Raw genomic sequence first — 12,036 nt, 5'->3', positions numbered from 1 at the left:
AGATAAAAAAATGGCCAGATTGCTCTGGCCATTGTCGTTTTTAGAACAGCTCGTGACTTTCGCCACCAGGGTCTGTCAGGGTGGTTCCGGCATCATGTACCGAGAACTCCGTGGGTTGAGTGCCTTCGATAAAGTACTCGGAACGGCTACCCCCGCCCCCGTTGGACAGTTTGCCGGTGCTCTTGTCGATGGTCACGCTGACAATCCCCGGTGGTGGAGTGACTTTCTGCTCTGGCAGGCCTTCCAGCGCCACCTTCATAAAATCATCCCAAGCCGGTTGAGCACTCTTCGCCCCACCTTCACCACCGGAAATCTGATCCGGGATGGCACCCGAAGCGGAGGCCCGGCCAAGATTGCGGCGGTGATCGTCGAAACCGATCCACACCGATGTCACTGTTTCTGGGCCGTAGCCGGAGAACCAGGCATCTTTCGAACTGTTGGTGGTACCGGTTTTGCCGCCGATATCATGGCGTTTAAGATCGCGGCCTGCGCGCCAGCCGGTACCCATCCAGCCCGGTTCACCGAAGATATTGGTGTTCAACGCATCACGGATCAGGAACGACAGCGGGGTGCTGATCACGTGTGGCGCATACTGCTGGTCGTTATCCTGCTGCATCTGTGCCGGGGTTACCTGCTCAAGCTGTGGCATCGGGACGTTGGCATTGTTGCCTTCCTGCGATACCGCCACGTTCTCGACGTTATCATCGGAAAGCATGGCTGAACGATGCGTATCGCCGTAGATCACCGGCAGGTTGCAGCTATTGCAGACTACTTTCGGTTTGGCTTCGAATATCGCGTTACCCGTATCGTCTTCGATCTTGGTGATGAAGTACGGGTCAACCAGATAGCCACCGTTGGCCAACACGGCATAGCCGCGAGCCACCTGTAGCGGGGTGAACGAAGCCGAACCCAGTGCCAGCGATTCTGAATGCACGATGTTTTGCGCCGGGAAACCAAAGCGTTGCAGATATTCAGCGGCATAGTCCACGCCCATGGCCCGCATTGCCCGCACCATCACCACGTTTTTCGATTGGCCAAGACCCTGGCGCAGCCGGATAGGGCCGTCGTAAGTGGGTGGCGAGTTTTTCGGCCGCCAGTCGGTACCGGCACCGGCATCCCAACGGGTGATCGGCAGATCGTTGAGGATGGTGGCCAGCGTCAGGCCCTTATCCATCGCCGCAGTATACAGGAACGGTTTGATGTTGGACCCCACCTGGCGCAGCGCCTGGGTTGCCCGGTTGAACTTGCTCTGGTTGAAATCGAAGCCGCCGACCAACGCCTTGATAGCGCCAGTATTAGGATCGAGCGACACCAGCGCCGAGTTCACGTCCGGCACCTGTGACAGCCACCAGTTGTCGTTAACTTTACGCACCCAGATCTGTTGGCCGGGCTGCACCACGTCGGTGACGCGCTTCGGCGTAGGACCTTGCAGCGTATCGCTCTTGAACGCACGTGCCCAGCGCATGCCAGACATGGGGAGCGCAATGCGGCTGCCGTCGGCCAGCATAGCGGTAGCCTGTTCGGCATCCGCCTGCAGGATCACTGCAGGAGATAGCGGGCCGTAGTTCGGCAGGTTCTTCAGTGAATCGACAATCTGTTTCTGATCCCAGGCAGGCTCACCCACTTTCCACAGCACGTTTGACGGGCCGCGATAGCCGTGGCGCATGTCGTAGTTGAGGATGTTGTTACGTACCGCCTCCTGCGCACCTTGTTGCAGCCGCTTGGTGATGGTGGTGTACACCTTGTAACCGTCGGTATAGGCGTTTTCACCGTAACGCTTGATCATCTCCTGACGCACCAGCTCTGAAAGATAAGGGGCGGAGAAGCTGATTTCCGGCGCATGGTAATTGGCTACCAAAGGTTCACTGCGGGCCTGATCGTACTGCGCCTGCGTGATGTAGCGCTCATCCAGCATTCGCGATAGCACCACGTTACGACGCGCTACGGAGCGATCGTGGGAGTACAACGGGTTAAAGGTAGAAGGTGCCTTGGGTAATCCGGCAATGGTGGCCATTTCGCTCAGCGTCAGTTGGCTGACATCCTTACCAAAATAGACGTGCGCGGCAGCACCCACGCCATAAGCGCGGTAACCCAGATAGATTTTGTTCAGATACAGCTCAAGAATTTCATCCTTGGTCAGCATCTGTTCAATGCGGATCGCCAGGAAGGCTTCCTTGATTTTGCGCATCAAGGTGCGTTCCGGGCTCAGGAAGAAGTTTCTGGCCAACTGCTGAGTGATGGTACTGGCCCCCTGCGAAGCATGGCCGGAAACCAGCGCGACCGAGGCAGCACGGAAGATACCCACGGGATCGACCCCGTGATGATCATAGAAACGGCTGTCCTCCGTGGCGATGAAGGCATGCACCATCACCGGTGGGATTTGGTCCAGCTTGAGAGGAATACGGCGTTTTTCACCATATTGGGCGATCAGTTCGCCCTCCGCGCTGTAAACCTGCATCGGGATTTGTAGCCGCACGTCTTTCAGCGTTGCGACATCGGGCAGCTGTGGCTCGACATATTTGTACAAGCCAAAAATCGAGGCTGCTCCCAGCACGATGCAAAACACTGCAAGGATTAAAAGATACTTTACGAACTTCACCTGAGATTTCCCATTTCATGTCAATTGGGCAGTTTATAAACAACCGCGCGGTAGTATAAAGGCAAGCCTGCAACATGGATATGTTCTTTTGTTATCTGAGGGTACGGAGGCGGGGTGAAATATGTTTTCTCAAACGTGGCAGGTGGGGTTGGACATCCAGGATCACAGCATCAGAGCGCTGGCTGCGCAGCGTCGGCGTAACGGTTGGCAATTGCGCCACTGGTGGCAACAGGCATTGCCCTATTCGGCGCTGCGGGCGGGGCATTTAGAGAGTTCTGCGATGCTGGTGGCGGTACTCAAGCAGTGGCGTAGCCGGTTACCAAGACATATTTCCTTACGCATTGCTTTACCCGCACAGCGGGTTTTACAGCAGACGTTACCCCTGCCGGATCTGCGCTTGCAGGAGCCGGTTCGCCATGACTACATCACCACTCAGGGCCTGAAGCAGTTCCCGTTAGACAGCCAGACGTTGGCAATAGATTACCGCCAGGCGCAGCCCAATACCCATCAGTTGCTGCTCACCGCGGCCCGCCAGCAGGAGCTGCAACAATGGCTGCATTGCCTGCAACTGGCGGATCTGCATCCCCAGGTGATCGATATCGCACCCAATGCGCTAAGCATGATGGCCGCCTTTGCCGGCTTGGCTCCCGATGCCGGGCTGTTGCATCGCCTGGAGTCGGAATGGTTATGGGTAGCACCGCGAGCGATGCCCTTTGCTTATGGCGTCTTGCCTGCGGGGGAAGCCGTCAGCGTCAGGCAGGCGTTGGTAGCCCTGCGTTCAGCTTGCCCAGCCATGGGGGCCAAAGAGGTGTATTACAGTAGCGTGTTGGATGAGGCCGCACCGGAAGGTGCCATGCCCTGGTCACCGTTTACGGCTTTCAGCAGCTTATACCCGCCGCTGCCCGCACAGCCGATGGCGTTTGTTCTGGCTGGCGGGTTGGCGTTGCGCCGCGAGGATGCCTGATGTATCAGGTCAATCTTTTGCCCTGGCGCCTCAGACGGCAGCGGCGGCGCTACATCTTCTGGTTACGCTGCTTCTTTGCTCAATTACTGCTGGTGCTGGCTATGCTCACGGCGGCCTACTTTTTGCTGTACTACCAACAGGCCAGGCAACATTCGATATTGCAGGGTTTAACGCAGCAACACACTGAGCTGGCAGAGCGTTTTCAGCAGACGCAGCAAAAGATGGCCGAACTGGCCCGTTTGGCCACACAAAGCGCCCGTTACCAGCATAATCGAGCGCACAACCTGCGTTACCTGTCGCTATTGCAGCAGCTCTCGGTAGCGCTGCCTGAAACCCTGTGGCTCACGGATTTTGAAGAGAACGCCAGGGGGATTTTGCTGCGGGGGCAAGGTGGGGCGTATGGGGAGATAGTCACCTTTGAACGGCGGTTGGCCGCGCTACCTTTGTTGCAGGGCTGTCGCCTGGTTGAAGTCACACAGCGCAAGGAGGGAGGGTTGGCGTTCACTCTAACGGCACGCTGGGGGCAGGATGGATAAACCCCTGCCAGACTGGCTGATCCCCTGGCTAGCCCGCCCTGGTTGGCAGCTGCTGGCGGCTCAATGGCTGGTATTAGCCGGGGTTGGGCTGTTGGCCTGCAGTGGGCTGATCTCGGGGGAATGGCAACGGTGGGAAAGGCTGGATGAGCAGCGTCAGCAGTTGGCACACCAGATTGCAGAGCGTCGGCAGCAACTGAGCCGGCTACCGCCGTTAGCAGAGCTTGAGCAGCGGTTGGGGCAGCAGGTGCTGATCGTGCCTGATGAAACGGGGGATTTGGGGACTCAGCTCTATCAGCTTGGGGGGCGGCTGCTACGTTTCCAGCAGCAGGAGAAACCAGCCCAGCAAAAGATAAGGTTACAGCTAGATTTCGAGGGCTTGCTGCGCTTGCTGGAGGCGCTGCCATCCACCCGAAGGATTGGGCAAATGAAGATCGAGAGGCAGCCCGAAGGGTTAACCACTCAACTGACTCTGATTAGCTCAGAAGAGGCGGCGGATGAATAAGGCATGGTGGTTTTGGCTGTTGCTCTCGGCCCCGCTGTGGGCTGAACAGTATCGCGATCCGTTCCAGCCACCGCTCATGGCGGCCTGCGCCGATCCTGCCGCTTCACCGGAGGATTGGCGGCTGAAAGGGATTATTGGCACGCCGGATTTGCGCTATGGCTGGGTGGTCACTCCGCAGGGGCAGTGGTTGGGGCTATTGCCCTGGCAGCGGGTGCTGGATGGGGATTGGCAAGTGATGCAGATCCAGCCCCGGCAGCTTGAACTCGTTGCGCAGGATAGGGCCGAAGCATGTCGGCCACGCACGGGTAGTGTGGTGCTCACGTTGGGGAAAAACCTTAAGGAAAAGTGATGAAAGGATATCAGTGGCTTTTGGTGGGGGGGCTGGCTCTCCCTTTGGCGGTGATGGCGAGTGTGCAACAGGAAAAACCGGTGTCGCTAGCATTTCATGATACACCGGTCAGCCTGATTTTACAGGCGCTGGCGGAGTATCAAGACTTGAACCTGGTAGCCGCCGAGGAGGTCGATACCAATCTGACGCTGCGGTTGGACAATGTTCCCTGGCAGCAGGCGTTGGCCGTGGTATTACGCATGGGCAAGCTGACGATGACGCTGGAGGACAATGTGATGATGGTTTTCCCACAGCCGGATGAACAGGAGCTGCTTCGTCGGCAGCGGGCGTTGGCGCAGCAGGAGCCGCTGCACCATCTGACGATCACGCTGCAGAACGCGGAGGCCACCGAGATAGCGCAGAGCCTGGATAGCCAACGTGGCAAATTATTGACCGAACGTGGCAGTGTCGTGGTGGATAAACGTACCAACGCGTTGCTGTTGCGTGACACCGCTCAGGCGCTGGCCCAGTTGAAGACCTGGGTGGCAGAGATGGATACCCCGCTGGAACAGGTGCAGCTGGCTGCCCATATTGTCACCATCAGTAGCGAGAATTTGCGGGAGCTTGGCGTAAGGTGGGGCCTGGCGGCAGAAGAAAGGCCAGCCAAAAAGCTGCGGATAGACAATTTCAGCGTTGGTCTGCCGGTAGAGAACAGCGCCATAACGGGCGGTTTCCATCTGGCACGCATCAGCGGGCGCATCCTGGATCTGGAGCTGTCGGCGCTCGAGCAGGAAAATCAGGTGGAGATTATCGCCAGCCCACGCCTGCTTACCGCACATCTGCAAACCGCCAGCATTAAACAGGGCACGGAAATCCCCTACGAGGTGTCGAGCGGTTCCAGCGGTGCCACCTCGATCGAGTTCAAGGACGCGGTGCTGGGCATGGAAGTCACGCCAAAGATTTTACCCAATGGCCGCATCACCCTGGCGTTACAGATCAGCCAGAATATGCCCGGGCGTTCGATCAAACAGGGCGAAGGAGAGGCGCTGGCGATCGACAAGCAGGAGATTAAAACTCAGGTGACGGTGAAAGATGGGGAAACCATCGTCTTAGGGGGCATTTTTCAGCGTCAGCGCAACCAGGTGGCCGATAAAGTTCCTGGCGTGGGCGACATCCCCTTGCTGGGATCGCTGTTCAAACACAGCAACCAACAGCATAAAAGGCGCGAGTTGGTGATTTTCATCACGCCTACACTGGTTAAAGTCTAAATTGTCTCGATCGTGATGTTTGGCACGGTGGTGTCGCCAAGGCCAAATGAGGGAAACCGACCAAAGTTGCCGTTAATCTGCCAAATCACGGCATCCCGCTACTTTTTCAGATAAACTCCAGGCGGAAATCTCGCTGCAATGCTCGGTTCATGAGGTCTGGGTCCAAAATCCTAGCCGTTGAAAACGCTTAAAAGTTGGCAAGCAAATGCACTTTTTTTCGTGCCTTAGAGGCATCTGAGTTTGACGCTGCGGCCGATTTAGCTTACAAGGGTTACCGAATTGAGCACCGAGGTTTTTTTGTTAATGCTGTACCCGTCGTCTTCTAGGCTGAAACCTAGGATCCATAGGGTATAAGACGCCGTTAAAAACGTATGGTTTCCCTCCTGCGGCGTGGATAGTGATTTATTCGGTTGCCAAACTACCAAGAGTGTTGAGATAATTTTTCGTCTGATCTCGCACTATCGCTCATGAGGTTTCAGTTTAGGTCCCGCCGCTAATTTGATTGGCGGGGCGGGTTATCATTAACGAATTGTCTTAGTAATACCGAAAAACATGGCAGAGAAACGCAATATCTTTCTGGTTGGGCCTATGGGTGCCGGCAAAAGCACTATTGGCCGTCAGTTAGCTCAGCAACTCAATATGGAGTTTTTCGACTCCGATCAAGAAATTGAGCGACGTACCGGAGCTGACGTGGGCTGGGTATTCGACGTGGAAGGTGAAGAAGGTTTCCGCGATCGTGAAGAAAAAGTCATTAATGAACTGACGGAAAAGCAAGGGATTGTGCTGGCTACCGGCGGGGGCTCGGTTAAGTCGCGTGAAACGCGTAACCGCCTGTCGGCGCGTGGTGTCGTGGTCTATTTGGAAACCACTATCGAGAAGCAGTTGGCCCGTACTCAGCGCGACAAGAAGCGTCCGCTGCTGCAGGTAGACTCTCCTCCACGTGAGGTGCTGGAAGCGCTGGCTAGAGAGCGCAATCCGTTGTACGAAGAAATTGCAGATGTCACTATCCGCACCGACGATCAAAGCGCTAAAGTGGTTGCCAACCAGATTATCAACATGCTGGAAAGTAACTGATAGCGGGTTCCGTGTTGGCCGCGGGCAAATGCGGAAATTCTGATTGTGTTCCCCGCGTTGGCGGGGATAAACCACACCGAGAACTGAGCGCGACATGGAGAGAATTACCGTAACGCTTGGGGAGCGTAGCTACCCGATTACCATAGCCGCCGGATTGTTTGACGATCCGGCTTCTTTTATGCCGCTAAAGGCGGGTGAACAGGTCATGCTGGTCACCAACCAGACTTTGGCACCGTTGTATCTGGAGCGGATCCGGTCGGTGCTGGAACAGGGCGGCGTAGTGGTGGATCAGGTGATTCTACCTGATGGCGAACAGTATAAATCTCTGGCCGTACTCGAGCAGGTGTTCTCGGCGCTGCTGGAAAAGCCCCACGGTCGCGATACCACGCTAGTTGCTCTCGGCGGCGGCGTGATTGGCGATCTGACCGGCTTTGCCGCGGCGTGCTATCAACGCGGTGTGCGTTTTATTCAGGTTCCTACCACGCTGCTCTCGCAGGTGGACTCCTCCGTTGGCGGCAAAACCGCCGTCAATCATCCGCTCGGTAAAAATATGATCGGCGCCTTCTACCAACCGGCTTCGGTGGTGGTAGATCTGGATTGCCTACGTACTTTACCGGCGCGTGAACTCTCCTCTGGTCTGGCGGAAGTGATCAAGTACGGGATTATTCTCGATGGTGATTTTTTCGTCTGGCTGGAAAATAATATTGATGCGCTGGTTGCGCTGGATATGGACGCGTTAGCGTACTGCATCCGCCGCTGTTGCGAATTGAAGGCCGAAGTGGTGGCTGCCGATGAACGTGAAAACGGTCTGCGGGCGCTGCTCAATCTGGGCCATACCTACGGTCATGCCATCGAAGCCGAAATGGGCTACGGTGTCTGGCTGCACGGTGAAGCCGTGGCGGCAGGCATGGTGATGGCTGCGCAAACAGCACGTCGCCTGGGCCAGTTCCCGGCTGACGATATCGAACGGATCAAGGTGCTGCTGCTGCGTGCCGGGTTGCCGGTTTGCGGGCCGCAGGAAATGACACCTGAGGCCTACCTGCCACACATGCTGCGTGATAAAAAAGTGTTGGCGGGGGCGTTGCGTTTGGTATTGCCGAAGGGCATTGGTGAAGCAGAAGTTCGTGGCGGTGTCGCCCATGAGCTGGTGCTGGCATCCATCGCTGACTGTTTACCAACACAGCGCGCGTAAGTCGGTTACACTCAATAGCATTAACGTTTCGCCAGGTCGATATGCAGCCGTTGCTCTGCTGCTATCCGGGCTGTACCTTGCCCGCCGGGCAATTCCATGGATGGCGTAATTTGACGCAGGTCGACAGTGCTTGAGCTTGCGGGCTATAACAGTAGCTTGGCTACTGTTAGACTCTATAAAAATTGTGCGCAGGGCGAGACAGATGTCGCTTTGCCATCATCGGGTTAATAGTCTCGAGCCACCTGGGTGGCGAGATTTTGCCTCTAGTTGGAGGGTTTCAGATGGATGAATTTAAACCAGAAGACGATCTCAGGCCTGATACCAGCGATCGCCGTCCTTCGCGTTCACGCCGGCCAGCCGCAACTGGGCCGCGTTTTGCCGTTTCACGCCAGCATATGATGATTGGGATTGGCATTTTAGTGCTGCTGTTGCTGATCATCGGTATCGGTTCGGCGCTGAAGGCTCCCACCAAGCACGAGGTTGCGCAACAAGGGGCAACCCGCGACATCAATCTGTCGGGCTCATCGTCGCTGACCACCAGCAACAACGGCGTTGCGGGCGGCACTACGGATACCAACGATAACAACGGTGTCAGTACCTCTCAGCCTCAGACCGTTAGCGTCCCACCTATCTCCAGCACGCCAACCGAAGCACAACCTGTAGCACCACAGGGCGGTGCTGGTGAGCGTGTCGATCTGCCAGGCAACATGGCCGATGCCCTGTCTTCACAACAAGGTCAGGTTGATGCTGCTGCCGCGCAAAGTATCAATGCCCCGGTTTCCGCTTTGCCAACCGCTCCGGCTACCGTGATGAACGGTGCTGCCGCGCGTCCGGCGGCGAATGGCAATGCAACCGCTGCGACGCAGCCGCATAAAACGCCTGCCTCCAAGCCAGCAACCAAGCCGACAGCATCGGTCAAACCTTCTGCGACCACCACCACGGTTTACACCCCACCGGCCAAAGGCAAGAGTGGTGTGGTGAGCGGCAGCGGGAGCTCACTGAAAACCGCACCGGGTAGCCATTACACGCTGCAGTTGAGCAGTGCCTCACGTTCCGATACGTTGAATGCCTTTGCCAAGCAACAGAATTTGCCACACTTTATGGTGTACGAGACCAAGCGTGATGGTAAACCCTGGTATGTGTTAGTGAGCGGCAACTACGCTTCTTCGGCGGAGGCCAAGCGTGCCATCGCCACACTGCCGGCGGAAGTTCAGGCGAAAAAACCATGGGTCCGCCCTGTACAGCAAGTACAGCAAGACCTGAAAAAATAATCATTAATTTTGTGCGCTGATGTGCTGTCTGAAGCAGAGTACATATCCGCCGCTCTGAATTGTAATAAGTAGCTAACTGACGGCATGAAGAAAAACCGCGCTTTTTTAAAATGGGCTGGTGGAAAATACCCGCTGATAGACGAGATCCGTCGTCATTTACCAGAGGGTAACTGCTTAATCGAGCCCTTCGTGGGCGCGGGTTCAGTCTTCCTGAACACAGAGTACGAGGCTTATATTCTCGCCGATATCAACAGCGACCTTATCAGCCTGTATAACATCGTTAAGCTGCGCACGAATGATTTCGTGCGCGATGCCCGCTTGCTTTTCACCGACGAATTCAATAACTCTGAGCAGTTCTACCTGCTGCGCGAAGAGTTCAACACCACCACCGATGAGTATCGGCGCGCGCTGCTGTTCCTGTATCTGAACCGTCACTGCTATAACGGCCTGTGCCGCTATAACCTGCGTGGTGAGTTCAATGTGCCGTTCGGGCGTTACAAGAAACCCTACTTCCCGGAAGAAGAGCTGTATTGGTTTGCTGAAAAATCACGCAATGCCACTTTTGTCTGCGAGCACTATCACGATACCATGGTGAAGGCGACCCAAGGTGCGGTGGTTTATTGCGATCCGCCATATGCTCCTCTGTCGGCAACGGCGAATTTTACCGCTTATCACACCAACAGCTTTAGCCTGGCCGATCAGCAAGGGCTGGCGCGCATTGCGCATCAGCTGTCGGTTGAAAGCCAGGTGCCGGTGTTGATTTCCAACCATGACACCGAGCTGACGCGTGACTGGTATCAGCATGCTTCGCTGCATGTGGTGAAGGCTCGTCGCACCATCAGCCGCAATATTTTAGGCCGCAGTAAAGTGAACGAACTTTTGGCGCTGTATAAAAAAGCGGAATAACTCGACCCCTACGTTTGGAGAAGCGGATGAAAAAGTTTTTGATTGCCCCGTCCATTCTGTCTGCAGATTTTGCCCGCCTGGGTGAAGATACTGCCAAAGTGTTGGCCGCTGGTGCCGACGTGGTGCATTTTGACGTGATGGATAACCACTACGTGCCTAATCTGACGATCGGGCCAATGGTGTGCGAAGCCTTGCGCAATTACGGCATTACCGCACCGATTGACGTCCATCTGATGGTAAAACCGGTCGATCGCATCGTGCCGGACTTTGCCAAGGCAGGGGCAACCTACATCTCTTTCCATCCCGAAGCTTCCGAACACGTCGACCGCACTATCCAACTGATCAAAGAGAACGGCTGCAAGGCGGGCCTGGTGTTTAACCCAGCGACCCCGTTGAGCTATCTCGACTATGTGATGGACAAGATCGACGTGATCCTGCTGATGTCGGTCAACCCTGGTTTTGGCGGTCAATCCTTTATCCACGGCACGTTAGACAAGCTGCGTCAGGTTCGCAAACTGATCGATGAAAGCGGTCGTGACATTCGCCTGGAAGTGGACGGCGGCGTGAAGGTAGACAATATTGCCGAGATCGCAGCGGCGGGCGCGGACATGTTCGTGGCAGGCTCTGCCATCTTTGGCAAACCGGATTACCGCGCGGTGATCGATCAAATGCGCAGTGAGCTGGCAAAGGTGAGTCATGGCTGATTTTAGCGCTATCCGTGGTCTGGCCTTCGATCTCGATGGCACGCTGGTAGACAGTGCGCCGGGTTTGGCGGCGGCCATCGATATGGCGTTGGCGGAAATGGGTCTGCCGCAGGCTGGTGAGGCCCGTGTTGGCACCTGGATTGGTAACGGTGCCGATGTGCTGGTCCAGCGTGCGCTGCGCTGGGCAGAGGTGGAAGCCACGCCGGAACTGTGCCTGCAAATGCGTCAACGTTTCGACCATTTCTATGGGCAAACCGTAGAAAGCGGCAGCCGCCTGTTTCCACAGGTAATAGAGACGCTGGCCCAGTTGGCCAAGCTTGGCTACCCGCTAGCGCTGGTCACCAACAAGCCGACACCCTTTGTAGCCCCTTTGCTGACGGCACTTGGCATTATCGACTTTTTCTCGCTGATCATCGGCGGTGACGACGTGGTGGAGAAAAAGCCACATCCTGCCCCGCTGTATCTGGTGTTCGGCAAGCTTGGCCTGCGGGCCGGTGAAGTGCTGTTCGTCGGGGATTCGCGCAATGATATTCAGGCGGCGCAGGCGGCAGGTTGCCCGAGCGTCGGTCTGACTTACGGATATAACTACGGTGAAGCGATCGCCCTGAGCCACCCCGACCGCGTGTTGGAGCGCTTCGCCGATTTGTTGCCCGCACTTGGGCTGTCATCTTTAGAAGATCGGGAAATTTAAC

At 56.2% G+C, this 12,036-nt stretch carries 12 protein-coding genes; 11 read left to right on the top strand and 1 reads right to left on the bottom strand.

Annotation, left to right across the window (positions count from 1 at the left end):
• Nucleotides 1-40: 40 nt before the first annotated feature.
• Nucleotides 41-2,599 carry a peptidoglycan glycosyltransferase/peptidoglycan DD-transpeptidase MrcA gene (mrcA, locus tag ACX9GU_RS25525; protein ID WP_473193286.1) on the bottom strand — a complete coding sequence of 853 codons (2,559 nt, stop codon included), beginning with the start codon at nucleotides 2,597-2,599 and terminating at the stop codon, nucleotides 41-43.
• 121 nt (nucleotides 2,600-2,720) lie between these two features.
• On the opposite strand from mrcA, the gene pilM reads away from it, so the two are divergent.
• From pilM to ACX9GU_RS25470, 11 genes are all read left to right on the top strand, one after another.
• Nucleotides 2,721-3,563 (top strand): type IV pilus biogenesis protein PilM, encoded by an 843-nt coding sequence (gene pilM, locus ACX9GU_RS25520; protein ID WP_473193285.1) that lies wholly within the window; start codon nucleotides 2,721-2,723, stop codon nucleotides 3,561-3,563.
• Entirely contained in the window at nucleotides 3,563-4,099 is a 537-nt protein-coding gene (locus ACX9GU_RS25515; protein ID WP_473193284.1) for a PilN domain-containing protein, read from the top strand. The genes pilM and ACX9GU_RS25515 overlap by 1 nt, the downstream gene beginning before the upstream one ends.
• On the top strand, nucleotides 4,092-4,601 hold the full coding sequence (locus ACX9GU_RS25510; protein WP_473193283.1) for a hypothetical protein: 510 nt from the start codon (nucleotides 4,092-4,094) through the stop codon (nucleotides 4,599-4,601). Before ACX9GU_RS25515 ends, ACX9GU_RS25510 begins: the two co-directional genes overlap by 8 nt.
• On the top strand, nucleotides 4,594-4,950 hold the full coding sequence (locus ACX9GU_RS25505; RefSeq protein WP_473193282.1) for a hypothetical protein: 357 nt from the start codon (nucleotides 4,594-4,596) through the stop codon (nucleotides 4,948-4,950). The genes ACX9GU_RS25510 and ACX9GU_RS25505 overlap by 8 nt, the downstream gene beginning before the upstream one ends.
• Nucleotides 4,950-6,197 (top strand): DNA uptake porin HofQ, encoded by a 1,248-nt coding sequence (gene hofQ / locus ACX9GU_RS25500; RefSeq protein ID WP_473193281.1) that lies wholly within the window; start codon nucleotides 4,950-4,952, stop codon nucleotides 6,195-6,197. Before ACX9GU_RS25505 ends, hofQ begins: the two co-directional genes overlap by 1 nt.
• A gap of 552 nt (nucleotides 6,198-6,749) precedes the next feature.
• On the top strand, nucleotides 6,750-7,271 hold the full coding sequence (gene aroK / locus ACX9GU_RS25495) for a shikimate kinase AroK (protein ID WP_005271698.1): 522 nt from the start codon (nucleotides 6,750-6,752) through the stop codon (nucleotides 7,269-7,271).
• Between the two features lie 94 nt (nucleotides 7,272-7,365).
• Nucleotides 7,366-8,463 carry a 3-dehydroquinate synthase gene (aroB, locus tag ACX9GU_RS25490; RefSeq protein WP_473193280.1) on the top strand — a complete coding sequence of 366 codons (1,098 nt, stop codon included), beginning with the start codon at nucleotides 7,366-7,368 and terminating at the stop codon, nucleotides 8,461-8,463.
• A 281-nt stretch (nucleotides 8,464-8,744) separates the two neighbouring features.
• Nucleotides 8,745-9,734, top strand: a complete 990-nt coding sequence (locus ACX9GU_RS25485) for an SPOR domain-containing protein (protein WP_473193279.1) — start codon at nucleotides 8,745-8,747, stop codon at nucleotides 9,732-9,734.
• Nucleotides 9,735-9,818: 84 nt separating this feature from the next.
• Nucleotides 9,819-10,640 carry an adenine-specific DNA-methyltransferase gene (gene dam, locus ACX9GU_RS25480; RefSeq protein ID WP_071681346.1) on the top strand — a complete coding sequence of 274 codons (822 nt, stop codon included), beginning with the start codon at nucleotides 9,819-9,821 and terminating at the stop codon, nucleotides 10,638-10,640.
• A gap of 26 nt (nucleotides 10,641-10,666) precedes the next feature.
• On the top strand, nucleotides 10,667-11,344 hold the full coding sequence (rpe, locus tag ACX9GU_RS25475) for a ribulose-phosphate 3-epimerase (protein WP_024482734.1): 678 nt from the start codon (nucleotides 10,667-10,669) through the stop codon (nucleotides 11,342-11,344).
• Nucleotides 11,337-12,035: a phosphoglycolate phosphatase gene (locus ACX9GU_RS25470; protein WP_071681345.1), complete on the top strand. Its 699-nt coding sequence runs from the start codon at nucleotides 11,337-11,339 to the stop codon at nucleotides 12,033-12,035. The genes rpe and ACX9GU_RS25470 overlap by 8 nt, the downstream gene beginning before the upstream one ends.
• The last annotated feature ends 1 nt before the right edge of the window (nucleotide 12,036 follow it).

It is taken from the genome of Serratia sp. K1WW1, assembly GCF_055790865.1.
The sequence above is the reverse complement of the archived record's forward strand: the minus strand, read 5'-3'. Positions and strand labels throughout refer to the sequence as shown.